General features: G+C 60.1%; 17 protein-coding genes. 14 read left to right on the top strand and 3 right to left on the bottom strand.

Going from position 1 to position 25227, the window contains the following annotated elements; genetic code table 11:
• Positions 1–702, bottom strand: coding sequence for a 5'-methylthioadenosine/S-adenosylhomocysteine nucleosidase (mtnN, locus tag HF675_RS19625; RefSeq protein ID WP_105229792.1), 702 nt, complete (start codon positions 700–702; stop codon positions 1–3).
• Positions 703–840: 138 nt separating this feature from the next.
• Here mtnN and dgt point away from each other — a divergent pair, with 138 nt between their 5' ends.
• The 3 genes from dgt to HF675_RS19610 all read left to right on the top strand — a co-directional run bounded on the left by dgt (position 841) and on the right by HF675_RS19610 (position 5339).
• Complete coding sequence (dgt, locus tag HF675_RS19620) at positions 841–2358, top strand: dGTPase (protein WP_105229793.1); 1518 nt, start codon at positions 841–843, stop codon at positions 2356–2358.
• 222 nt (positions 2359–2580) lie between these two features.
• Positions 2581–4008, top strand: a complete 1428-nt coding sequence (gene degP, locus HF675_RS19615) for a serine endoprotease DegP (RefSeq protein ID WP_187043618.1) — start codon at positions 2581–2583, stop codon at positions 4006–4008.
• A 179-nt stretch (positions 4009–4187) separates the two neighbouring features.
• Positions 4188–5339, top strand: coding sequence for a CdaR family transcriptional regulator (locus tag HF675_RS19610; RefSeq protein WP_054305125.1), 1152 nt, complete (start codon positions 4188–4190; stop codon positions 5337–5339).
• 1 nt (position 5340) lies between these two features.
• Here HF675_RS19610 and garD read toward each other — a convergent pair whose 3' ends face one another.
• Positions 5341–6906, bottom strand: coding sequence for a galactarate dehydratase (gene garD, locus HF675_RS19605; RefSeq protein ID WP_187043617.1), 1566 nt, complete (start codon positions 6904–6906; stop codon positions 5341–5343).
• 451 nt (positions 6907–7357) lie between these two features.
• Here garD and HF675_RS19600 point away from each other — a divergent pair, with 451 nt between their 5' ends.
• The 6 genes from HF675_RS19600 to HF675_RS19575 are packed head-to-tail and all read left to right on the top strand — an operon-like array spanning position 7358 to position 14283.
• Positions 7358–8710 carry an MFS transporter gene (locus HF675_RS19600; RefSeq protein WP_105229796.1) on the top strand — a complete coding sequence of 451 codons (1353 nt, stop codon included), beginning with the start codon at positions 7358–7360 and terminating at the stop codon, positions 8708–8710.
• Complete coding sequence (locus HF675_RS19595; RefSeq protein WP_187044773.1) at positions 8710–10047, top strand: enolase C-terminal domain-like protein; 1338 nt, start codon at positions 8710–8712, stop codon at positions 10045–10047. Before HF675_RS19600 ends, HF675_RS19595 begins: the two co-directional genes overlap by 1 nt.
• A 24-nt stretch (positions 10048–10071) precedes the next feature.
• Complete coding sequence (gene gudD, locus HF675_RS19590) at positions 10072–11412, top strand: glucarate dehydratase (protein WP_105229798.1); 1341 nt, start codon at positions 10072–10074, stop codon at positions 11410–11412.
• 44 nt (positions 11413–11456) lie between these two features.
• Complete coding sequence (gene garL / locus HF675_RS19585; protein WP_111737718.1) at positions 11457–12230, top strand: 2-dehydro-3-deoxyglucarate aldolase; 774 nt, start codon at positions 11457–11459, stop codon at positions 12228–12230.
• 10 nt (positions 12231–12240) lie between these two features.
• Positions 12241–13125: a 2-hydroxy-3-oxopropionate reductase gene (garR, locus tag HF675_RS19580; protein ID WP_105229800.1), complete on the top strand. Its 885-nt coding sequence runs from the start codon at positions 12241–12243 to the stop codon at positions 13123–13125.
• 18 nt (positions 13126–13143) lie between these two features.
• The gene (locus HF675_RS19575; protein WP_187043616.1) at positions 13144–14283 is read left to right on the top strand and encodes a glycerate kinase; all 1140 of its coding nucleotides are present in this window, start codon (positions 13144–13146) and stop codon (positions 14281–14283) included.
• 42 nt (positions 14284–14325) lie between these two features.
• Here HF675_RS19575 and barA read toward each other — a convergent pair whose 3' ends face one another.
• Positions 14326–17055 (bottom strand): two-component sensor histidine kinase BarA, encoded by a 2730-nt coding sequence (gene barA / locus HF675_RS19570; protein ID WP_105229802.1) that lies wholly within the window; start codon positions 17053–17055, stop codon positions 14326–14328.
• 62 nt (positions 17056–17117) lie between these two features.
• Between barA and rlmD the strand changes: the two genes are divergently transcribed.
• The 5 genes from rlmD to eno all read left to right on the top strand — a co-directional run bounded on the left by rlmD (position 17118) and on the right by eno (position 25086).
• Positions 17118–18446 carry a 23S rRNA (uracil(1939)-C(5))-methyltransferase RlmD gene (gene rlmD, locus HF675_RS19565; RefSeq protein ID WP_187043615.1) on the top strand — a complete coding sequence of 443 codons (1329 nt, stop codon included), beginning with the start codon at positions 17118–17120 and terminating at the stop codon, positions 18444–18446.
• 36 nt (positions 18447–18482) lie between these two features.
• A complete protein-coding gene (relA, locus tag HF675_RS19560; RefSeq protein ID WP_160028317.1) occupies positions 18483–20714 on the top strand; it encodes a GTP diphosphokinase in 2232 nt (743 codons plus the stop codon).
• Positions 20715–20895: 181 nt separating this feature from the next.
• Positions 20896–21690, top strand: a complete 795-nt coding sequence (gene mazG, locus HF675_RS19555; protein WP_105229805.1) for a nucleoside triphosphate pyrophosphohydrolase — start codon at positions 20896–20898, stop codon at positions 21688–21690.
• A gap of 380 nt (positions 21691–22070) precedes the next feature.
• Entirely contained in the window at positions 22071–23708 is a 1638-nt protein-coding gene (gene pyrG / locus HF675_RS19550; protein WP_105229806.1) for a glutamine hydrolyzing CTP synthase, read from the top strand.
• An 82-nt stretch (positions 23709–23790) separates the two neighbouring features.
• The gene (gene eno / locus HF675_RS19545) at positions 23791–25086 is read left to right on the top strand and encodes a phosphopyruvate hydratase (RefSeq protein ID WP_105229807.1); all 1296 of its coding nucleotides are present in this window, start codon (positions 23791–23793) and stop codon (positions 25084–25086) included.
• The last annotated feature ends 141 nt before the right edge of the window (positions 25087–25227 follow it).

The following is a 25227-nucleotide window of genomic DNA, read 5'->3' as shown; positions in this document are numbered from 1 at the left end:
TTAGTCGCGCTTTGCCAACATCTGCAGCATTGCGTTGACCATCAGCGAGGACTGTTTGGCGGCTACGGTCAGGAACTCGTCAAAGCTCATATGCGACTCGCTATCGGCCACGTCGGAGATGGCGCGCACCACCACAAACGGCGTACCGAACTGGTGGCAGACGTGGGCGATCGCCGCCGCTTCCATTTCCACCGCTGCGACGCTCGGGAAGGTGGCGCGAATGCGTGCCAGCGGTTCTGCGCCGTTGATAAAGGCGTCACCGCTGCAGATCAGGCCGCGTACCGCGTTAAGATCCAACTGGCGGATGCAGTGTTCCGCCAGGGCGATCAGCGCGTCGTTGGCGACGAACGCCGCCGGGCAGCCCGCCATCTGGCCCGGCTCATAGCCGAATGCGGTGACGTCGGCATCGTGGTAGCGGACTTCTTCGGACACCACGATATCCCCGACTTTCAGCGTGGCGGCCAGACCGCCGGCGGAACCGGTGTTGATCACCATATCCGGCTGGCAGTGCTCCAGCAGCAGGGTGGTGCCCATCGCCGCCGAGACTTTACCGATGCCGGATTTCAGCAGCGCAATCTCTACTCCGTTGATCTGGCCGGTGTAAATTTCACAGCCTGCGCGCTGGATGGTCTGACGGTTTTCGATTTGATCGCGCAGCAGGGTAACTTCCTGCTCCATGGCGCCGATAATGCCTACTTTCATAAATAATACTCGCTGATAGGGGGAAGAAGTGCCGCATAGTCTATCATGGCTGTTAAACAGAGATAATCCGTTGCATCCGCCGTGTGGAATTGTTATCACGGAGGCAGACGCGCCAGGGCCAAAACAGGGGAGCCGCAGATGTCCGGGATCGACTTTAAACAGAAAATCAGCTTTCAGCGCCCGTTCAGCAATCCGATCGCGGCGGAGCAGGAATATGACATTGTCCGCCAGTTTGAAAGCGACCGCGGGCGGATCGTCAACTCGGCGGCGATTCGCCGGCTGCAGCAGAAAACCCAGGTCTTCCCGCTGGAGCGCAACGCGGCGGTGCGCAGCCGGTTAACCCACTCGATGGAAGTACAGCAGGTGGGGAGGCACATTGCCAAAGAGATCCTCAACCGCTTTAAGCAAGAGCAGCGTATTGATGAACTCGGCCTGACCAATCTGCTGGATCCGTTTGAAAGCATCGTTGAAATGGCCTGCCTGATGCATGATATCGGCAATCCGCCGTTTGGCCACTTCGGCGAGTCGGCGATTAACGACTGGTTCAGCCAGCGGCTCGATCCGGCCAGCAGCGGCAGCGAGCCGAACAGCCAGGACGGCTGCCAGGTCGAGGTGCTGCGCCTGCGTGAAGGGGATGGCGATCTGAACCGGCTGCGCAGCCGCATCCGCCACGATCTGAGCCAGTTTGAAGGCAACGCACAGGCGATCCGGCTGGTGTATACGCTGCTGAAACTGAATCTGACCTATGCCCAGGTGGGCTGCATCCTGAAATATACCCGCCCGGCGTATTGGGCGCAGGATATCCCCGCCAGCCACAGCTATCTGATGAAAAAGCCGGGTTTCTATCTGGCGGAGGAAGCGTTTGTTGACCGCCTGCGGCGTGAATTGCAGATGGGGGAATTCGACCGTTTCCCGCTGACTTATATCATGGAAGCTGCCGATGATATTTCTTATTGCATTGCCGATTTGGAAGACGCGGTGGAAAAAAACATTTTCACCGTCGATCAGCTTTATCACTATTTGAGCCAGGAATGGGGCGCGGTGACGCCGGGCGATCTGTTTGATAAAACGGTGGCCGGCGCGTTTGGCAAAATAGCGCAGGGCGGCGCGCGACGCAGTTCGGAAGATCAGTTCTTTATGTACCTGCGGGTATTTACCGTTGCTAAACTGGTGCCTCATGCCGCCGGGCGTTTTATTGATAATCTGGACGCGATTTATCAGGGCAGCTTTAATCAGGCGCTGCTGGAGGATTCCAGTCCGGCATTCCGGCTGCTGAAAGTATTTAAAAAGGTGGCGTTTAAATACGTGTTCAACCATCCGGAAGTGGAACAGCTGGAGCTGCAGGGCTACCGAGTCATCAGCGGTCTGCTGGATATTTACAGCCCGCTGCTGGCGATGTCGCTGGCGGATTTCAGCCAACTGGTGCAGGAAGACAGCCACCGTGGTTTCCCGATTGAGACGCGGCTGTTTCATAAATTGTCCACCAAGCATCGGCTGGCTTATATCGAAGCCGTCGAGGGGATACAGTATTTATCCCCGGAGCAGCGGGAGATTCGAGAATATTATTTCCGCGCGCGGCTGTTACAGGATTATATCAGCGGTATGACCGATCTTTATGCCTATGATGAATACCGACGTTTAATGGCAGCAGAATAATCCCGGCGCGTAAACATCTCTTATCCCACCGCGTCATTCAGGGCGCGGTTTATTATTTAGAGAAGTGTAAAGACGAAGAATATTTTTTTACGCTTCTCAATACTCCACGGCTGAACTTCAGGTTATTAATAGGTTCTCATTGAGTACAACAAGCGCAATACCCTGCGGCGCCCGCTGAACGGGGTATGTCCCTGCATTGACTGACTTTATAGAGACACACAGATGAAAAAAACCGCATTAGTTCTGAGCGCCCTGGCTTTCAGCATGGGTATGGCCCTTGGCCCGGCAAGCGCCGCCGCCGCAGAAACGGCTTCCGCCAGCACGCCGTCGTCACAGTTGCCGAGCCTGGCGCCGATGCTGGAAAAGGTGATGCCGTCGGTGGTCAGCATCAACGTTGAAGGCAGCGCCGCCGTCAATACGCCGCGTATGCCGCAGCAGTTCCAGCAATTTTTCGGCGAGGACTCGCCGTTCTGTCAGGACGGTTCGCCGTTCCAGGGCTCGCCGATGTGTCAGGGCGGGCCGGGTGGCCAGGGCGCCAAAGAGAGCTTTAAGGCGCTGGGCGCCGGGGTGGTGATCGATGCGGCGAAGGGCTACGTGGTGACCAATAACCATGTGGTGGACAACGCCAGCAAGATCCAGGTGCAGTTGAGCGACGGCCGCCGCTTTGACGCCAAGATCATTGGCAAGGATCCGCGCTCTGATATTGCGCTGATCCAGCTGAAAAACTTCAAGAACCTCACCGCGATCAAAATGGCGGATTCCGATCGGCTGCGGGTCGGCGACTACACGGTGGCGATCGGCAACCCTTATGGCCTGGGTGAAACCGCCACCTCCGGTATAGTTTCGGCGCTGGGGCGCAGCGGCCTGAACCTGGAAAACTACGAAAACTTTATCCAGACCGATGCGGCGATCAACCGCGGCAACTCTGGCGGCGCGCTGGTTAATCTGAACGGCGAGCTGATCGGTATCAACACCGCGATCCTGGCGCCGGACGGCGGCAATATCGGTATTGGCTTCGCCATTCCGAGCAATATGGTGAAAAGCCTGACGGCGCAGATGGTGCAATATGGCCAGGTCAAACGCGGTGAGCTGGGCATTATGGGCACCGAGCTGAATTCCGAGCTGGCGCAGGCGATGAAGGTCGACGCCCAGCGCGGCGCCTTCGTCAGCCAGGTGATGCCGAAATCCTCCGCCGCCAAAGCGGGCATCAAGGCGGGCGATGTGATCGTCACCATGAACGGCAAAGCCATTTCCAGCTTCGCCTCGTTCCGCGCGCAGATCGGCACGCTGCCGGCCGGCAGCAAAATGTCGCTGGGGATTATCCGCGAGGGCAAACCGGTCACCGTGGATGTGACGCTGGAGCAAAGCAAGCAGACGCAGGTTGATTCCGGCAATATCAATGCCGGCATCGAGGGGGCCGAACTGAGCAACGTGCAGGCCGGCAACCATAAAGGGGTCAGGGTCGACAGCGTGAAGGCCGGCAGCGCCGCCGCCAGCATTGGCCTGAAGAAAGGCGACGTGATCCTGGGGGTCAACCAACAGCCGGTGCAGAACCTGAGCGAACTGCGCAAAATTCTCGACAGCAAGCCGCCGGTACTGGCGCTGAACATCCTGCGCGGCGACAGCACGCTGTACCTGCTGATGCAGTAATCTGCTTGCGCTCTCTCATCCGACAGGCACGCTACGGCGTGCCTTTTTCATGTTGCTAAATTGTGAAGCCTGCCACAACTCCCGGCGCTGCCGAAACGCTTTGGGCATCTGCACAATGTGCCGCTCTCAGCGCGTCGGTATGCTGGGCGATTATCTAAAATCGGGTTGGGGCGAATTGAATGGCGGAATACCATCTTGACGGCAAGCTGGCGCAGGAAATCGTGGCGCGCACCATGCAAATCATTGACGGCAATGTCAATGTGATGGACGCGCGCGGCAGGATCATCGGCAGCGGCGACCGCGAGCGGGTCGGTGAACTGCACGAAGGGGCGCTGCTGGTGCTGTCGCAGGCCCGCGTGGTGGATATTGATGAAGCCGTCGCCCGCCATCTGCACGGCGTGCGGCCGGGCATCAATCTGCCGCTGCGCATCGACGGCAGCATCGTCGGGGTGATCGGCCTGACCGGCAATCCGGCGCAGCTGCGCCAATACGGCGAGCTGGTGTGCATGGCGGCTGAAATGATGCTGGAGCAGGCGCGGCTGATGCACCTGCTGGCGCAGGACAGCCGTTTTCGTGAAGAGCTGGTGCTGAACCTGATCCGTGCGGAGGCGCTGTCGCCGGCGCTGATGGAGTGGGCGCAGCGGCTGGGTATCGACCCTGAAGAGCCGCGCGTGGCGGCGGTGGTCGAGGTGGACAGCGGACAGCTCGGCGTCGACAGCGCAATGGCGGAACTGCAGCAGCTGCAGGCGCTGCTGACGCTGCCGGAGCGCGACAATCTGATTGCCATCGTCTCGCTCAGCGAAATGGTGGTGCTGAAGCCGGCGCTCAACGGCCACGGCCGCTGGGACGCTGAAGATCATCGTCGCCGGGTAGAAAACCTGCTGTCGCGCATGAAAGAGAGCAGCCGGCTGCGGGTGCGGGTGGCGCTGGGCAATTACTTTACCGGGCCGGGCAGCATCGCCCGCTCCTACCGCACCGCGCGCACCACCATGGCGGTGGGCAAGCAGCGGATGTTCGAGCAGCGCGCCTACTACTACCAGGACCTGATGCTGCCGGTGCTGCTGGACAGCCTGCGCGGCGGCTGGCAGGCGGACGAGCTGGTCAGGCCGCTGGCGCGCCTGAAGGCGATGGACGGCAACGGCCTGCTGCGGCGTACCCTCAGCGCCTGGTTTTTGAATAACGTACAGCCGAGCGCCACCGCCAAGGCGTTGTATATTCACCGCAACACCCTGGAATACCGCCTGAACCGTATTTCCGAACTGACCGGCCTGAACCTGTCCAGCTTCGACGCACGTTTACTGCTGTATATCGGCCTGCAGCTGGACGAATAGCTCAGGTGACCGGCGCCGGGTTGAACACCGCCAGCGCATTGTGCAGTCCCCATTGATCCGACCAGGTTTTCTTGCGCCCGCTGGCGATGGCCAAAATCAGTTCAAACAGTTGCCAGCCCACCTGCTCGATGGTGGCTTCGCCGCTGGCGATGCTGCCGGCGTCGATATCCATCAGATCGTGCCAGCGTTCGGCCAGCGCGCTGTGCGTCGCCATTTTGATCACCGGAACGGCGGTCAGGCCGTAAGGCGTGCCGCGTCCGGTGGTGAACACCTGCAGGGTAATGCCGGAGGCCAGCTGCTGCGTACCGCAGACGAAGTCGCTGGCGGGCGTGGCGGCGAAGATCAGGCCGCGTTTACTCGGGCGCTGGCCGGGGGAGAGCACTTCGACAATCGCGCTGGCGCCGGACTTGGCGATCGATCCCAGCGCCTTTTCCACCACGTTGGCCAGCCCGCCTTTTTTATTGCCGGGCGACGGGTTGGCGCTGCGGTCGGTCTGCCCCTGACTGAGATAATCGTCGTACCAGCGCATCTCCTCCAGCAGGCGCCGGCCTACTTCCTGGTCGGCGACGCGCGGCGTCAGCAGATGAATGGCGTCGCGCACTTCCGTCACTTCCGAGAACATCACCGTAGCGCCGCAGCGCACCAGCAGATCGGAGGCATAGCCCACCGCCGGGTTGGCGGTCACGCCGGAGAAAGCGTCGCTGCCGCCGCACTGCATGCCGACCACCAGCTCTGACGCCGGGCAGGGTTCGCGCCGGCGTTGATTGAGTTTGCGCAGATGCCGTTCCGCCAGCGCCAGAATATCGTCCACCATTGATTTAAACCCGATATGCTTCTCATCCTGCAGACGCACGATCTGCCCGGCGTCCAGCGAGATCGGCTGCACATCGGGGGTGCCCTGCAGCAGCCGTTCCGGCTGCAGTTTCTCGCAGCCAAGGCCGACCACCATCACTTCGCCGCCGAAATTGGGGTTAAGCGCCAGATTATGGATAGTGCGGATCGGTACCACGGCGGCCGGCGCGTTGATGGCGACGCCGCAGCCGTAGAGATGGTTCAGCGCCACCACGCCGTCTACGTTGGGGTAGTTCGGCAGCAGATCGCGCTCGATGATTTTCACCACGAAGTCGACCACGCCGGCGACGCAGTGCACGCTGGTGGTAATCCCCAGCAGGTTTTTAGTGCCGACGCTGCCGTCGGCGTTGCGGTAGCCCTCGAAGGTGTAGCCCTCCAGCGGCGGCAACGGCGGCGGCACGCGATTGGCCAGCGGCAGGCTGTCCAGCGCCGGCGCTTCCGGCAGCGTCACCAGCGACTCATCAATCCAGCTGCCGCGTAAGATATCGCGCTGTGCATAGCCGATGGTTTCCCCGTAGCGAATAATCGCTTCGCCGGCGGCGATATGATTCAACGCCACCTTATGCCCCTGCGGCACATGTTCAATTAACTGTAAACCGCAGGGAAACAGCGTGCCTTTGGCTAATCCCTGCTTATTGACCACGATAGCGACATTATCATCGGCGTGCACCTTAATATATAGCGGCGCGTCGTGGCGGATATTTATTTCAGACATTACAACCTCACTTGCCTTAATTATTATTTTTGCTGCGAGATTAATCGGCAGATGTGCTCACCTGAGTAAGTATAGGTTTACCAGTCAGAGGGCGATATTATGCAAATGACCGGTATTACGCGGCGGCAGCGGTAAATTATTTGGCATTGCGCCAACGGCACGTGAGGCCGATCACGGCCTGACGGGGTTTCGTGAGCCGTCCGGCGTTATCTTGGGCAGATGCCCCAAACTAACGCGCATATTGGGCTGATACTTGGAATATTGCCCGATGAGCTTCGTTTGCGGGCTACATATACTTTTCGCAGAGCAAAATTATTGGGCTTTGATATTAACCGCAACGGAATTAATCGCACTGCTCACAGGTGAGGTTTATTTAATTCAACCCATTTCGTTCTGAGATATTCATGCAGTTCAGGATGAAGATAGCAATGGCTAGATTCAGGAGAACACCATGTCAACAATCAGTTCCGCAACCGGCGCAATAAAAAGAACCAATACGCGCTACTGGATTGTGGTGATGCTGTTTATCGTCACGTCATTTAACTACGGCGACCGCGCCACGCTGTCGATCGCCGGTTCGTCAATGGCTCAGGATATCGGGCTGGATCCGGTCGGGATGGGCTACATCTTCTCCGCCTTTTCCTGGGCGTACGTCATCGGCCAGATCCCCGGCGGCTGGCTGCTGGATCGTTTTGGATCGAAGCGCGTCTATTTCTGGAGCATCTTTATCTGGTCGCTGTTCACCCTGCTGCAGGGGTTTGTCGATATCTTCAGCGGCTTCGGCATTGTGGTGGCGCTGTTTGCCCTGCGTTTTCTGGTCGGACTGGCGGAAGCGCCGTCGTTCCCGGGCAACAGCCGCATCGTCGCCGCCTGGTTCCCCGCTCATGAGCGCGGCACGGCGGTGTCGATTTTCAACTCGGCGCAGTATTTCGCCACGGTGATCTTCGCGCCGATCATGGGTTGGCTGACGCACGCCGTCGGCTGGTCGCACGTGTTCTTCTTTATGGGCGGGCTGGGGATTGTGCTGAGTTTTATCTGGCTGAAGGTGGTGCATAACCCGAAAGATCACCCGCGCATTAACCAGGCCGAAATGGACTATATCGAAGCCGGCGGCGCGCTGACCAATATGGATCAGAAGCAGCCGCAGGCGCAGCCGGTGAAAGGCGAGAAATGGCGGCAGATCAAACAGCTGCTGCAGTCGCGCATGATGGTCGGCGTTTATATCGGCCAGTACTGCATCAACGCGCTGACCTACTTCTTTATTACCTGGTTTCCGGTCTATCTGGTGCAGGCGCGCGGCATGTCGATTCTGAAAGCCGGCTTTGTCGCCTCGGTGCCGGCCATCTGCGGCTTCGTCGGCGGCGTGCTGGGCGGGGTGATCTCTGACTATCTGATGCGCCGCACCAACTCGCTGACCTTCTCGCGCAAGGCGCCGATCGTGATCGGCATGCTGCTGTCGATGTCGATGATCTTCTGTAACTACGTAGACACCGAGTGGATGGTGGTCGGCATTATGGCGATGGCGTTCTTCGGCAAGGGGCTGGGGGCGTTGGGCTGGGCGGTGATGGCCGATACCGCGCCGAAAGAGATCAGCGGCCTGAGCGGCGGGCTGTTCAATATGTTCGGCAATATCTCCGGCATCGTGACGCCGATCGCCATCGGCTACATCATCGGCACCACCGGCTCATTCAACGGCGCGCTGCTGTACGTCGGCATCCATGCGCTGCTGGCGGTGGTCAGCTATCTGTTTATCGTCGGTGAAATCAAACGCATCGAACTGAAACCTGTCGCACGGGGGGCATGATGAGCGATACGCAGAGCACGCCAACCATCACCGCCATGCGCGTGATCCCGGTCGCCGGCTACGACAGCATGCTGCTGAATATCGGCGGCGCCCACGGCGCCTGTTTCACCCGCAATATCGTGGTGCTGACCGACAGCGCCGGCCATACCGGCGTGGGCGAAGCGCCGGGCGGCGAGGTGATTTACCAGACGCTGACGGCGGCGATGCCGCAGGTGGTGGGGCAGCAGGTTGCGCGAATGAACAGTCTGGTGCACGCGCTGCACGGCGGCAGCCAGCCGGCAGATTTCGACGCCTTCGCCAGCGGCGCCTGGACGTTTGAACTGCGGGTCAACGCGGTGGCGGCGCTGGAGGCCGCGCTGCTGGATCTGCTGGGGCAGTGTCTTGGCGTACCGGTGGCGGAGCTGCTTGGCCCCGGCAAACAGCGCGATGCGGTGACGGTGCTGGGCTATCTGTTTTACATCGGCGACCGCCGGCGCACCGATTTGCCGTATCAGGCCGGTGAGCAGGGCGGCCACCCGTGGTATCACCTGCGCCATCAGGAAGCGATGGATACGGCAGCCATCGTCGAGCTGGCGGCGGCGGCGCAGGATCGCTACGGCTTTAAGGATTTTAAACTCAAGGGCGGCGTGCTGCCTGGCGAGCAGGAGATCGAGGCGGTGTGCGCCCTGGCGCAGCGCTTCCCGCAGGCGCGCATCACCGTCGATCCCAACGGCGCCTGGCGGCTGGATGAGGCTATCGCGCTGTGCCGCGGCATGAACGGCATTCTGACCTATGCGGAAGACCCGTGCGGCGCAGAGCAGGGCTTTTCCGGCCGTGAAGTGATGGCCGAGTTCCGCCGGGCAACCGGCTTGCCGGTGGCGACCAATATGATTGCCACCAACTGGCGGGAAATGCGCCACGCCACACAGCTGCAGGCGGTGGATATTCCGCTGGCGGATCCGCACTTCTGGACGATGTCCGGCGCGGTGCGGGTGGCGCAGCTGTGCGACGTGTGGGGGCTGACCTGGGGCTGCCACTCCAATAACCACTTCGATATTTCTCTGGCGATGTTTACCCACGTCGGCGCGGCGGCGCCGGGGAAACCGACCGCCATCGATACCCACTGGATCTGGCAGGAAGGCCAGCATCTGACGAAAAACCCATTGCAAATCGTCGACGGAAAAATTGCGCTGCCCGACGCGCCGGGTCTCGGCATCGAGCTGGACTGGCAGGCGCTGGAACAGGCGCACCGGTTGCATCAGACGCTGCCGAGCGGGGCGCGCAACGATGCCCAGGCGATGCAGTATCTGGTGCCCGGTTGGCGTTTTGACCGCCGGCGCCCGGCGTTCGGCCGTTGATTTCACTCTGAAAAGGACAGACTTATGACCACGTTTCACAGTGCTCCAAAAATTATCGCCATGCAGGTGGTGCCGGTCGCCGGCCATGACAGCATGCTGCTGAACCTGAGCGGTGCCCACGCGCCGTTTTTCACCCGCAATATTGTGATTCTGCAGGATAACGCCGGCAATACCGGCGTCGGAGAAGTGCCGGGCGGCGAAAAGATCCGCCAGACGCTGGAGGATGCGCAGCCGCTGGTGGTGGGGAAAACGCTCGGCGAATATAAAAACGTGATGACGGCGGTGCGCCAGCGCTTCGCCGATCGCGATGCGGCGGGGCGCGGCCAGCAGACGTTCGATCTGCGCACCACCATCCACGTGGTGACCGGCATTGAAGCGGCGATGCTCGATCTGCTGGGGCAGTTCCTGGAGGTGCCGGTGGCGGCGCTGCTGGGGGACGGGCAGCAGCGCGAGTCGGTGGAGATGCTCGGCTATCTGTTCTATATCGGCGACCGCAATAAAACCCCGCTGCCGTATCAGAGCCAGCCGGACGATGCCTGCGATTGGTACCGGCTGCGCCATGAGGAGGCGCTGACGCCGCAGGCGGTGGTGCGCCTGGCGGAAGCCGCCTATGAGAAATACGGTTTTAACGACTTCAAGCTGAAAGGCGGGGTGCTGGCCGGCGAAGAAGAAGCCGATGCGGTCACCGCGCTGGCGGAGCGTTTCCCGCAGGCGCGCATCACGCTCGATCCGAACGGCGCCTGGTCGCTGGAAGAAGCGATCCGTCTGGGCAGGCGGCTGCGCAACGTGTTGGCTTACGCCGAGGATCCGTGCGGCGCCGAGCAGGGCTTCTCCGGTCGCGAAGTGATGGCGGAGTTCCGCCGCGCCACCGGCTTGCCGACCGCCACCAATATGATCGCTACCGACTGGCGCCAGATGCACCATACGCTGCAGCTGCAGTCGGTGGATATCCCGCTGGCGGACCCGCACTTCTGGACGATGCAGGGATCGGTGCGGGTGGCGCAGCTGTGCCACGAATTCGGTCTGACCTGGGGATCGCACTCCAATAACCATTTCGATATCTCGCTGGCGATGTTCACCCACGTGGCCGCCGCCGCGCCGGGCAACATCGCCGCCATTGATACCCACTGGATCTGGCAGGAAGGCAACCAGCGCCTGACGCGCGAACCGCTGACCATCGCCGGCGGCCGCGTGGCGGTGCCGCAGAAGCCGGGGCTGGGGATCGAGCTGGATCGCGATCGCCTGATGAAGGCGCATGAGCTGTATAAAACCCACGGCCTCGGCGCGCGCGATGACGCGATGGGTATGCAGTTCCTGGTGCCGGATTGGGCCTTCGATAATAAACGCCCTTGCCTGGTGCGCTAATCCGCCTTGTTCGTCTTTTCACCCTTCAACGTAAAGGATACGCCATGAACAGTTGTCACAACCGCTTTCGTCAGTCTCTGCAGCAGGGGGAAACCCTTATCGGCTGTTGGTCGGCGCTGGGCAACCCGATCTCGACCGAAGTGCTGGGGCTGGCCGGTTTCGACTGGCTGGTGCTGGACGGCGAGCATGCGCCGAATGATATCACCACCTTTGTGCCGCAACTGATGGCGCTGAAGGGCAGCAGCAGTGCGGCGGTGGTGCGGCCGCCCTGTAACGAGCCGGTGATTATCAAACGCCTGCTGGATATCGGTTTTTTTAACTTCCTGATCCCGTTTGTGGAGAGTGAAGAGCAGGCGCTGCAGGCGGTGGCGGCCACGCGCTATCCGCCGGCCGGCATTCGCGGCGTGTCGGTCTCCCACCGCAGCAACGGCTACGGCACGGTCAGCGATTACTTCAGCAGCGTTAACGACAATATCAGCGTGCTGGTGCAGATCGAAACGCAGGCGGGCATCGACCATCTGGATGCCATTGCCGCGGTGGAGGGCGTTGACGGTATCTTCGTCGGCCCCGGGGATCTGTCCGCCGCGCTGGGTTATCTCGGCCAGCCGAATCATCCGCAGGTGCAGGCGGCGATCCGGCATATTTTTGAGCGCGCGGCGGCGGCGGGGAAACCGAGCGGCATTCTGGCACCGGCCGAAGCCGATGCGCGCCGCTATCTGGAGTGGGGGGCGAAATTTGTCGCCGTCGGCAGTGATTTAGGCGTGCTGCGCGGTGCGACGCAGGCGCTGCGCGACCGTTTTAAACCTGGTGTGAAATAAGGAGCAGAAGATGAAAATTGGATTTATCGGCCTGGGCATTATGGGCAAACCGATGAGCAAAAACCTGTTGAAAGCCGGCTATGCGCTGGTGGTGCTGAATCATCGGGCGGAAACCACCGCCGAGCTGAGCGAGCTGGGTGCGGAGAGCGCCGATACGCCTAAAGCGGTGGCGGCGCAGTGCGACATCGTGATCACCATGCTGCCCAACTCACCGCAGGTGCAGGAGGTGGTGCTGGGGGAGAACGGCGTTATTGAGGGGGCGAAGCCGGGCACGGTGGTGATTGATATGAGTTCGATCGCACCGTTGGCCAGTCGGGAAATCAGCGCCAGACTGGCGGAAAAGCAGGTTGCCATGCTGGATGCGCCGGTCAGCGGCGGCGAGCCGAAGGCGATTGACGGCACGCTGTCGGTGATGGTCGGCGGCGAGAAGGCGGTGTTCGACCGCTGCTATGAGGTGATGAAGGCGATGGCCGGATCGGTGGTGCATACCGGCGAGATCGGCGCCGGCAACGTGACGAAACTGGCGAACCAGGTGATCGTCGCGCTGAATATCGCCGCGATGTCGGAAGCGCTGGTGTTGGCCACCAAGGCCGGCGTCGATCCTGAGCGGGTATATCAGGCGATTCGCGGCGGGCTGGCGGGCAGCACGGTGCTGGACGCCAAAGCGCCGATGGTGCTGGCGCGTAATTTCAAACCGGGGTTCCGCATCGAATTGCACATCAAGGATCTGGCTAACGCGCTGGACACTTCGCACGGTATCGGTGCGCAGCTACCGCTGACCTCGGCGGTGATGGAGATGATGCAGGCGCTGCGGGTCGACGATCTGGGCGGTGCGGACCACAGCGCTTTGGCCTGTTATTACGAGAAGTTGGCCAAAGTCCAAGTCACGAGTTAGGGATTGTGCAGGCAGCTTATGAAAATAGTGATCGCGCCGGATTCATATAAAGAGAGTTTATCCGCGCTGGCGGTGGCCACCTGCATTGAGGACGGGTTCCGCGAGGTTTTCCCCGCTGCGGAGTTCGTCAAACTGCCGCTGGCCGACGGCGGAGAAGGAACGGTGGAAGCCATGGTGGCGGCGACCGGCGGGCGGATTATCAAGGTGGACGTTACCGGGCCGTTAGGCGAGACGACGCCGGCGTTTTTCGGCCTGTCCGGCGACGGGCGTAGCGCGTTTATCGAGATGGCAGCGGCCAGCGGGCTGGAGCGACTGCCCACCGGGCGGCGCAACCCGCTGAAAACCACCTCCTACGGTACCGGAGAGCTGATCCGCTGCGCGCTGGAGCACGGCGTCAGGCACTGCATTATCGGCATTGGCGGCAGCGCGACCAATGACGGCGGTGCCGGCATGGTACAGGCGCTGGGCGCGCGGCTGCTGGACGAGCGCGGCGAGGAGATCGGTTTTGGCGGCGCCGCGCTGGCGACGCTGACGCAGATTGACCTCAGCCGGCTGGATGCGCGTATCGGCCAGTGCCGGTTTGAGGTGGCCTGCGATGTGACCAACCCGCTGACCGGGCCGGAGGGCGCTTCCGCCATTTTCGGCCCGCAGAAAGGGGCGACGCCGCAGATGGTGGCGGAACTGGACGGCGCGCTGGCGCACTATGCACAGGTGATCAAGCGTACGCTGGGCGTGGATGTCCAGCAGGTGCCCGGCGCCGGCGCGGCCGGCGGCATGGGCGCCGGACTGCTGGCGTTTTGTCGGGCAGAACTGCGCCAGGGGATTGAGATCGTCACCGAGGCGTTGGGGCTGGACGCGCTGGTGCGTGACGCGACGCTGGTGATCACCGGCGAAGGACGCATCGATAGCCAGAGCATCAAAGGCAAGGTGCCGATTGGCGTGGCGCGGGTCGCCAAACGTTACGGCAAACCGGTGATCGGCATTGCCGGCAGCCTGAGCGACGATGTCGGCGTGGTGCATCAGCACGGAGTGGATGCGGTGTTCAGCGTGCTGTATCGCGTCTGTACGCTGGAAGAGGCGTTGCACGACGCTGCTGAAAACGTGCGGGCGACGGCGCGCAATATTGCGGCGACGCTGAAGGTGGCGCAGGGGCAGTAACGGCGGCCTCTTCCTGACGGGGAAGAGGCCGTATTCTGACGGTTAACCCAGGTGTTTTCTGGCCGCCTGGCTGACCAGCTCGATTTCATCGAGCAGCTCCAGCCACTCCGGCTCCAGATCCTCGATGGCGACGCCCTGACGCAGCTGTTGTTCAATATAGAAGCAGGTCTGCTTCAGCCGCGGCACGCCGCTGTAGCTGCAGCTGCCGTGCAGTTTGTGGATCAGATCCAGCAGCGTGTCGTCCTGCGCGCCGTCCAGTACCGCCTGCACCCGCTCCCTCACCTGCGGCAGGAAGTCGAGCAGCATTTGCAGCAGGTCGCGCGCCAGATCCTGTTTATTGGCCGCCTGACGCAACGCCAGCGGCCAGTCCAGCGACGCCAGCGGTTCTGTGCCAGGCGGCGGTGTGGCCTCCGCCTCTTGTACGCCGCTGTGGTAGCGCGACAGAACGCGCGTCAGCATCGCTTCGTCAATCGGTTTCGCCAGATAATCGTCCATGCCGGCCTGCAGCAGGTGCTCCCGCTCGCCGCTGACCGCGTGGGCGGTGACTGCAACGATCGGCGTGGAGTTATGGTGCGGCAGCTGGCGGATCAGCTCGCTGGTGCGGATTCCGTCGATATTCGGCATCTGGATATCCATCAGAATCAGGTCCAGCACGTTGTCACGCGCCAGCGCAATGGCTTCTTCGCCGCTTTCGCACAGCAGCGTTTTTTCCACCTGTTCCGCCAGCAGGGTGCCGATCAGTTTCAGGTTGGCCGGGTTGTCGTCCACCGCCATCACGGTCAGCGGCAGGCGTTTACGCGCCGGCGCGGCGTGTTCCTGACGCGGCGTTTCCATGCGCAGCAACGGGAACAGGCGGGTGCTGGTGACCGGCTTGACCAGGCAGCCTATAGCGCCCTGTTCTTTCAGCAGTTCGGCATCGATCTGTGACTGATACGGCAGGGCCAGAATTACCCGTCTGGCATAGTTGAGCGCTTTCAGCAGTTTGTCCTGATGCTGCGCCATCTTGTCGCGGAACGGGATCGGTACGCCCACCAGCATAAAGTCATAATCGCCGACGGGCAGCTGGCCGAGGGTTGGCGAATGGGTGACGACCAGCGGCGTGGCGTTGAGCATATTCAGCGTCGCCTGCGCCGCCGTCGGATTGGATTCGATATAGGCCAGCGTCTTACCGCTCAGCTCCGGCAGGCACGGCTGGCGCGTCATCAGATCTTCATTCAGGTCCAGCGTAATATGGAACCAGAAGGTGGAGCCGCGGTTAAGCTGGCTGTGGAAACAGATATCGCCGTTCATCTCTTTCACCAGCTTCTGGGTGATCACCAGCCCGAGGCCGGTGCCGCCGTGGCGGCGCGAGATGCTGGCGTCCGCCTGACGGAACGCCTGGAACAGCTGCGACTGCTGGCGTTCGGAGATGCCGATGCCGGTGTCGTGGATTTGCACCTCCAGCTCGACCTGATGTTCCAGCTGGTTGCGCAACTCCACCCGGATATCGATATTGCCGGTTTCGGTAAATTTGACCGCGTTGCCCAGCAGGTTGGTGATCACCTGCTGCAGGCGCAGCGAGTCACCGACCACCTGCTCCGGCACGTCGTTGTGGACGTCGAGCGTCAGCTCCAGCCCTTTTTCATGGGCGGAAGGCGCCAGCAGCACGATCACTTCGTCCAGCGTTTCGCGCAGCGCGAACGGAATATGCTCCAGCACCAGCTTGCCGGCTTCCAGCTTGGAGAAGTCCAGCACGTCGTTGATGATGGTCAGCAGGTTGTTCGCCGAACGCTCGATGGTTTGCAGGTAGTCGTTCTGGGTGGCGCTCAGTTCGGTTTTCAGCATCTGGCGGGTAAAGCCGATCACGCCATTCAGCGGGGTGCGCAGCTCGTGCGACATATTAGCCAGGAATTCGGATTTGATGCGCGCGGCTTCCTGCGCGCGCTTTTTGGCCAGATCCAGCTCGACGTTCTGGATCTCCATCTGCTCCAGCGTTTCACGCAGGTCGAAGGTTGCCTGATCGATATTCTGCTGCATCTCTTCGTGATAGGCGGTCAGCGACATCGCCATGGAGTTGATGCCGTTTTTCAGCATGTGCAGTTCGCCGAGCATAAAGCCTTCCACCCGGCTGTCGAGCTGGCCGCGGCGGATGCGGTCGACGGTGTTGACCATATTGCGGATCGGCCCGGTGACGTCGCGCATCAGCCGGTAGGCGAACAGGATGGCGATACACATACACAGCAGCAACAGCAGCGTGGAGACAAACACCTCTTTGTACTGCTGCAGGCGCACCGACTGCAGATCCAGCTCGATGGCCACATAGCCGAGGTTATTGTCGCCGTGCGCGCCGCTTTCGGCAGCCTCGTCGGGGTATTGGTTCTCCGACATGATCGGCGTGCGCAGAATCAGCGAGTCGCCGCGGCGCGTCAGCATCAGATCGGTGGGCAATGGCACACCTTTCGGGATCTGCAACTGGGCGAAATTATGGTGATAATTGGAAGTGACAAACAGGTTGTTCTGCGCGTCGAACACGGTGATGGAGCGCACGATATCGGAGTGGCGGCGGTGCAGCAGGCTGACCAATTGGCGCACCGACTCACGGCTGCGGAAGGTCATGCCGTATTCGCTGGCGACGGCGAGCGGTTCGATAATGCTGGCGCCGGCGTCCACCAGCTGCTCCTGCAGCTCATTATAACGGTGCACGACGAAGAAGGTACTGAGCAACAGGCCGATCAATAATGTAGGGGCCAGAATCAATATCATCATGCGCGCGCGCAGGCTGTATTTGGTCATGAGATTCCAATGTGGGAGAATTGCGCTAATCCTAGCTTAATGAACCAGCAACCGACAATTTTATGGCGCAATTCTACTCTCCCAAACGCCGCGTGACGACCCGGCAGCACACACAAATCTTCACCGTGACGGTGAGCGACCTCGATCCCTTCGGTCAGGGTGTGGCGCGCCACAACGGTAAAGCGGTGTTTATCCCGGACGTACTGCCGGGCGAACAGGCGGAAATTCAGCTGACGGAAGACAAGCGTCAGTTCGCCAAAGGCAAGCTGAAACGCCTGCTGAGCCGCAGCCCGCAGCGGGTGGAGCCGCGCTGTCCGCACTTTGGCGTCTGCGGCGGCTGTCAGCAGCAGCATGCGGATGAAAGCCTGCAGCAGCAGAGCAAGGCAGCGGCGCTGGAACGGATGATCGCCCGCGAAACCGGCGTCAGCGTGCCGCAGGAGGCGGTGATCGCCGGGCCGCAATACGGCTATCGCCGGCGCGCGCGTCTGGGGCTGATGTGGCAGCCGAAGCGGCAAACCCTGCTGATGGGCTTTCGTCAGGCTGGCTCCAGCGAGCTGGTGTCGGTGACTCAGTGCCCGGTGCTGGCGCCGGAGCTGGAGCGACTGCTGACGCCGCTGCGCGCCTGCCTGAGCGGGCTGCAGGCGGTGAAGCGCCTGGGGCATGCCGAACTGGTGCTGGCGGACAACGGGCCGCTGCTGGTGTTGCGGCACCTGGACGCGCTCAGGCCGGCCGACCGTGAGGCGCTGCTGACCTTCGCCCGGCAAAATGCCGTAACGATTTATTTGGCGTCGGACAGCGAACAACTGGAGAAACTGTGCGGTGATACGCCGTATTATCAGGTTGACGGGCTACGCTTAGACTTCAGTCCGCGCGACTTTATTCAGGTGAACGATGCGGTCAACCAGCAGATGGTGGCGCAGGCGCTGGAGTGGCTGGAGATTCAGCCCGACGATCGGGTGCTGGATCTGTTCTGCGGTATGGGCAATTTCACCCTGCCGCTGGCTCGGCGGGCGAAAGCGGTGGTCGGCATCGAAGGTGTTGCCACGCTGGTAGCGAATGGGCAATATAATGCACATAAGAATTTACTGAGTAATGCGTCGTTTTTTCATCAGAACCTGGAAGAAGACGTGGAGCGGCAGCCTTGGGCGCAACAGGGATTTGATAAGGTTATGTTGGATCCTGCCCGGGCGGGCGCGGCTGGAGTGATGTCACATATTGTAAAACTGGCGCCGGAGCGGGTGGTGTACGTTTCTTGTAACCCCACCACGCTGGCGCGCGACAGCAAAACGTTGCTGTCCGCCGGTTATCGTCTTGCGCGTGTGCGTATGCTGGATATGTTCCCGCACACGGGGCATCTTGAATCAATGGCGCTGTTTATCCGTCAGGAATAGCGGTTGCCTGTGGTCGCTGCAAAGTAGGGAGAAGGTATGGTTGCGGTAAGAAGTGCACATTTGAACACGGCGGGTGAATTCGCTCTCGACGAGTGGCTTGCCGGTCTTGGGCTACCCAACCCACAGTCCGTTGAACGGCTGGCCGATACCTGGCGCTATTGCGAGCAACAGACCAAAGACCATCCGGACGCGCCGAAACTGCTGGGGCGCGGTCTGGAGATGGTGGAAATTCTCTCGACCCTCAGCATGGACAACGACAGCATGCGCGCCGCGCTGCTGTTCCCGCTGGCCGACGCCGGTCTGGTGCAGGAAGAGACCCTGAACGAGGCGTTCGGCAACAATATCGTCGCGCTGGTACACGGCGTGCGCGATATGGATGCGATTCGCCAGCTGAAGGCGACCCACAACGACTCGATGGGCTCCGAGCAGGTCGATAACGTGCGCCGCATGCTGTTGGCGATGGTGGAAGATTTCCGCTGCGTGGTGATCAAACTGGCGGAACGTATTGCCCACCTGCGTGAAGTGAAAGACGCGCCGGAAGATGAACGGGTGCTGGCGGCCAAGGAGTGCTCCAATATCTATGCGCCGCTGGCCAACCGCCTGGGTATCGGCCAGCTGAAGTGGGAGCTGGAGGATTTCTGCTTCCGCTACCTGCATCCGGAAGAATACAAGCGCATCGCCAAGCTGCTGCATGAACGCCGTATCGACCGCGAACAGTTTATTGATGATTTTGTTGCTTCGCTGCGCAAGGCGATGGCGGACGAAGATATTCGGGTGGAAATCTACGGCCGTCCCAAGCATATCTACAGCATCTGGCGCAAAATGCAGAAAAAGGCGCTGGCGTTCGACGAGCTGTTCGACGTGCGTGCGGTGCGCATCGTGGCCGAACGGCTGCAGGACTGCTATGCGGCGCTTGGCATTGTGCATACCCATTTCCGTCATCTGCCGGACGAGTTCGACGACTATGTCGCCAACCCGAAACCCAACGGCTATCAGTCGATCCACACCGTGGTGCTCGGCCCGCGCGGCAAAACGGTCGAGATCCAGATCCGTACCCGGCAGATGCACGAGGACGCCGAGCTGGGCGTCGCCGCGCACTGGAAATACAAAGAGGGCGCCGGTGTTACGGTGCGTTCCGGTTACGAAGAGCGCATCGCCTGGCTGCGTAAGCTGATCGCCTGGCAGGAAGAGATGGCCGACTCCGGCGAAATGCTCGACGAAGTGCGCAGCCAGGTGTTCGACGACCGGGTGTATGTGTTTACGCCGAAGGGCGACGTGGTCGACCTGCCGGCCGGCTCAACGCCGCTGGACTTTGCCTACCACATCCACAGCGACGTCGGCCACCGCTGCATCGGCGCCAAGATCGGCGGGCGCATCGTGCCGTTCACCTATCAGCTGCAGATGGGCGACCAGATTGAAATTATCACTCAGAAGCAGCCGAACCCGAGCCGCGACTGGCTGAACCCGAACCTTGGCTACGTCACCACCAGCCGCGGACGTTCGAAGATTCATAACTGGTTCCGTAAGCAGGATCGCGATAAAAACATCCTGGCCGGCCGCCAGATGCTGGACAACGAACTGGAACACCTCGGCATCAGCCTGAAAGAGGCGGAAAAACTGCTGATCCCGCGCTACAACATGAACTCGCTGGACGAAGTGCTGGCGGCGATTGGCGGCGGGGATATTCGCCTCAATCAGATGGTGAACTTCCTGCAGAGCAAGTTCAATAAGCCGAGCGCCGAAGAGCAGGATCGCGAAGCGCTGCGCCAACTAGTGCAGCACAAGGCGCCGCCGGCGACCCGCAAGAAAGACGATGGCCGGGTGGTGGTGGAGGGCGTCGGCAATCTGATGCACCACATCGCCCGCTGCTGCCAGCCGATTCCGGGCGACGATATCGTCGGCTTTATCACTCAGGGGCGCGGTATCTCCATCCACCGCGCCGATTGCGACCAGCTGACCGAACTGCAATCCCACGCGCCGGAGCGCATCGTCGACGCCGTGTGGGGGGAAAGCTATTCCAGCGGTTATTCGCTGGTGGTGAGGGTGATGGCCAACGATCGCAGCGGCCTGCTGCGTGATATCACCACCATCCTCGCCAACGAAAAGGTGAACGTGCTGGGCGTCGCCAGCCGGAGCGATACCAAAAAGCAGATGGCCACCATCGATATGGATATCGAAATCTACAACCAGCAGGTGCTGGGCCGGGTGCTGGCGAAGCTGAACCAACTGCCGGATGTGATAGATGCCAAGCGTCTGCACGGCAGCTGAATCTCCGGCGTCTTTCACACCGCCTCGTTGTTGCCGCCTAGATGTGGCGCGAAATCCATTGGGGATTCAGGTGCCTGACGTTTGGATGCGGCGCAGCTGTTGAAATACAACGCAAAACTTATTGAGCCATCAAGGAGACGGACGCCATAATGAGCGTCCGTTCTTTTTCAGAGATTTTGCCATGACCCCATCTACTCCGCTGCAGCGTCTGCTCAATATCATGAAAACGCTGCGCGACCCGCAGGCGGGCTGCCCGTGGGACCGCAAGCAAACCTTCGCCACCATCGCGCCGTATACGCTGGAAGAAACCTATGAGGTGCTGGATGCCATTGAGCGCCAGGACTACGCCGACCTGCGCGATGAGCTGGGCGATCTGCTGTTTCAGGTGGTGTTCTACGCCCAGATGGGGCAGGAGCAGGGGCTGTTTGATTTTGACGAGGTGTGCACCGCCATCAGCGACAAGCTGGAGCGCCGCCACCCGCACATCTTCGGCGACGCTGACGCTGCGGACAACGCGACGATTGCGGCGCGCTGGGAGCAGCTGAAGGCCGGTGAGCGGGCGGAAAAGGCGCTGCACTCGGCGCTGGACGATATCCCCAACGCGCTGCCGGCGCTGATGAAGGCGCACAAAATCCAGAAGCGCTGCGCTGCGGTAGGCTTTGACTGGCATACGCTCGGCCCGGTGCTCGACAAGGTGCATGAAGAGATTGACGAAGTGATGCACGAAGCGCAGCAGGCGGTGGTGGACCAACAGAAGCTGGAAGAGGAAATCGGCGACCTGCTGTTCGCCACGGTGAATCTGTCGCGCCATCTGGGCCACAAGGCGGAAAACGCACTGCAGGCCGCCAACCGCAAGTTCGAGCGGCGCTTCCGTCAGGTGGAAAGCATCATCGCGCAGCAGGGGCTGACGATGGCGGAGGCGACGCTGGAGCAGATGGAAGAGGCCTGGCAGCAGGTTAAGCAGCAGGAAAACTAAATGCGTTTTGCGCTGTCTGATTTAGCGTAACGGCATCCGGCAGCTTGTTTGATCGATCACAATGTTCGCTCAGGCTGAAACGGTTAAGCTTATCGTCAGTTGCGGATACGGCGCAGCGGCGCCTGCTAAAAAAGCCAACAAACTGAAATGTAAGGCGTTTTAGTGGCCCTGACATGCGTTAATCGACGGTTTTTATCGCTAACTCTTTGTTTTAAAAGCCTACCCGGATGGCGGTAAACGGCAAAAACCTGAGGAACTCGCGGGGATGACAGAGATGATGGAGAGTAAAACGATCGTTTGTAGGTCAAGACAGGTTCGGGTATACTACTTTCCCGTCTTGGTTCTTCCATCGTCTTTAAACCTAAACTCTCAGGTTCAGCATGACAACTAATTATATTTTTGTGACCGGCGGGGTCGTATCCTCTCTGGGTAAAGGCATTGCCGCAGCCTCTCTGGCGGCTATTCTTGAAGCCCGTGGCCTCAACGTTACCATCATGAAACTGGACCCGTACATCAACGTGGATCCGGGCACCATGAGCCCGATTCAGCATGGGGAAGTTTTCGTCACCGAAGACGGCGCAGAAACCGATCTGGACTTGGGTCACTACGAGCGCTTCATCCGTACCAAAATGACGCGCCGCAACAACTTCACCACCGGCCGCATCTATTCCGACGTGCTGCGTAAAGAACGCCGCGGCGACTATCTGGGCGCGACCGTACAGGTTATTCCGCACATCACCAACGCGATCAAAGAGCGCATCATCGAAGGCGGCGAAGGCCACGACGTGGTGCTGGTGGAAATCGGCGGCACCGTCGGCGATATCGAATCACTGCCGTTCCTCGAAGCTATCCGCCAGATGGCGGTGGAAGTGGGTCGTGAGCACACGCTGTACATGCACCTGACGCTGGTGCCGTACATGGCCGCAGCCGGTGAAGTGAAAACCAAACCTACCCAGCATTCCGTTAAAGAACTGCTTTCCATCGGTATTCAGCCGGACGTGCTGATTTGCCGTTCCGATCGCGCCGTTCCGGCCAATGAGCGGGCAAAAATTGCGCTGTTCTGCAACGTGCCGGAAAAAGCGGTTATCTCCCTGAAAGACGTTGATTCTATTTATAAAATCCCAGGCCTATTGAAATCTCAGGGGCTTGATGATTATATTTGTAAACGATTCAGCCTCAACGCGCCGGAAGCCAACCTGGCCGAGTGGGAGCAGGTGATTTACGAAGAAGCCAATCCGGGCGGCGAAGTGACCATCGGTATGGTCGGCAAATATATCGAACTGCCGGATGCCTATAAATCCGTGATTGAGGCGCTCAAGCACGGCGGCCTGAAAAACCGCGTTACCGTGAACATCAAGCTGATTGATTCGCAGGACGTGGAGACGCGCGGCGTGGAAGTGCTGAAAGGGCTGGATGCTATCCTTATCCCTGGCGGCTTCGGCTACCGCGGCGTGGAAGGCAAAGTGATGACCGCACGCTATGCGCGCGAGAACAATATTCCTTATCTGGGCATTTGTCTGGGTATGCAGGTGGCGCTGATGGAGTTTGCCCGTCACGTTGCGGGTATGGAAAACGCCAACTCCACCGAATTTGAGCCAGACTGTAAGTACCCGGTCGTGGCGTTGATCACCGAGTGGCGCGACGAAGACGGCAACGTCGAAATGCGCAGCGAAGAGAGCGACCTGGGCGGCACCATGCGCGTCGGCGGCCAGCAGTGTCATCTGAGCGACGACAGCCTGGTGCGTCAGCTGTACGGCGAGCCGACCATCGTCGAGCGTCACCGTCACCGTTATGAAGTTAACAATATGCTGTTGAAGCAGATTGAAGCCGCCGGGCTGCGCGTAGCCGGCCGCTCTGCGGACAACAAGTTGGTTGAAATTATCGAGCTGCCGGACCATCCATGGTTCGTCGCTTGTCAGTTCCACCCGGAATTCACTTCGACGCCGCGTGATGGGCATCCGCTGTTCGCCGGTTTTGTGAAGGCGGCGGCTGACCAGCAGAAGCGTCAGGAGAAGTAACGTTTTAGCGACAACGCGCGGTGAGAACCGCGCGTTGTTTGTCTGGAGTTTTAGTTAACTTGTGACTTGAGGAAAACCTACTATGTCCAAAATCGTTAAAGTCATCGGCCGTGAAATCATCGACTCACGCGGTAACCCAACTGTAGAAGCCGAAGTTCACCTGGAAGGCGGTTTCGTTGGTCTGGCTGCTGCGCCGTCAGGTGCTTCTACCGGTTCCCGTGAAGCGCTGGAACTGCGTGACGGTGACAAGTCTCGTTTCCTGGGTAAAGGCGTACTGAAAGCCGTTGCCGCTGTAAACGGTCCAATCGCTGAAGCCGTGGTGGGCAAAGATGCCAAAGACCAGGCTAACATCGATAAGATCATGATCGAACTGGACGGCACCGAGAACAAATCCAAGTTCGGCGCCAACGCCATTCTGGCGGTTTCCCTGGCTGCTGCTAAAGCTGCCGCTGCCTCCAAAGGCATGCCGCTGTTCGAGCACATTGCTGAACTGAACGGTACCCCAGGCAAATTCTCCATGCCTCTGCCAATGATGAACATCATCAACGGCGGTGAGCACGCTGACAACAACGTCGACATTCAGGAATTCATGATTCAGCCGGTTGGCGCGAAGACCCTGAAAGAAGCGGTGCGCATGGGCTCTGAAGTGTTCCACCACCTGGCGAAAGTGCTGAAATCCAAAGGCATGAACACCGCTGTCGGCGACGAAGGCGGCTACGCGCCAAACCTGGGTTCCAACGCTGAAGCGCTGGCGGTTATCGCGGAAGCGGTAAAAGCAGCGGGCTACGAACTGGGCAAAGACATCACCCTGGCGATGGACTGCGCAGCGTCCGAATTCTACAAAGACGGCAAGTACGTGCTGGCCGGCGAAGGCAACAAAGCCTTCACCTCTGAAGAGTTCACCCACTTCCTGGAAGAGCTGACCAAACAGTACCCGATCGTTTCCATCGAAGATGGTCTGGACGAGTCTGACTGGGACGGCTTCGCTTACCAGACCAAAGTACTGGGCGACAAAATCCAGCTGGTTGGCGACGACCTGTTCGTCACCAACACCAAGATCCTGAAAGAAGGTATCGAAAAAGGCATCGCCAACTCTATCCTGATCAAGTTCAACCAGATCGGTTCTCTGACCGAAACCCTGGCGGCGATCAAGATGGCGAAAGATGCCGGCTACACCGCGGTTATCTCTCACCGTTCCGGTGAAACCGAAGACGCGACCATCGCTGACCTGGCGGTAGGTACTGCAGCAGGCCAGATCAAAACCGGTTCTATGAGCCGTTCTGACCGCGTTGCTAAGTACAACCAGCTGATTCGTATCGAAGAAGCGCTGGGCGAGCGTGCGCCGTTCAATGGTCTGAAAGAAGTTAAAGGCCAGTAATAATCGCGAATTGTCGCGAATAATAAAAACCCGCTGCGGCGGGTTTTTTTACGCCAGTCCGCAGAGAAATTATATGCCGGTTATTTATTAATATCTCATCATTTATTTTTTCTTTTCCGGTGATATTTATTGTTAATAACC

The organism is Serratia sp. JUb9, assembly GCF_014298095.1.
Taxonomy (GTDB): domain Bacteria; phylum Pseudomonadota; class Gammaproteobacteria; order Enterobacterales; family Enterobacteriaceae; genus Serratia_B; species Serratia_B rhizosphaerae.
The sequence above is the reverse complement of the archived record's forward strand: the minus strand, read 5'-3'. Positions and strand labels throughout refer to the sequence as shown.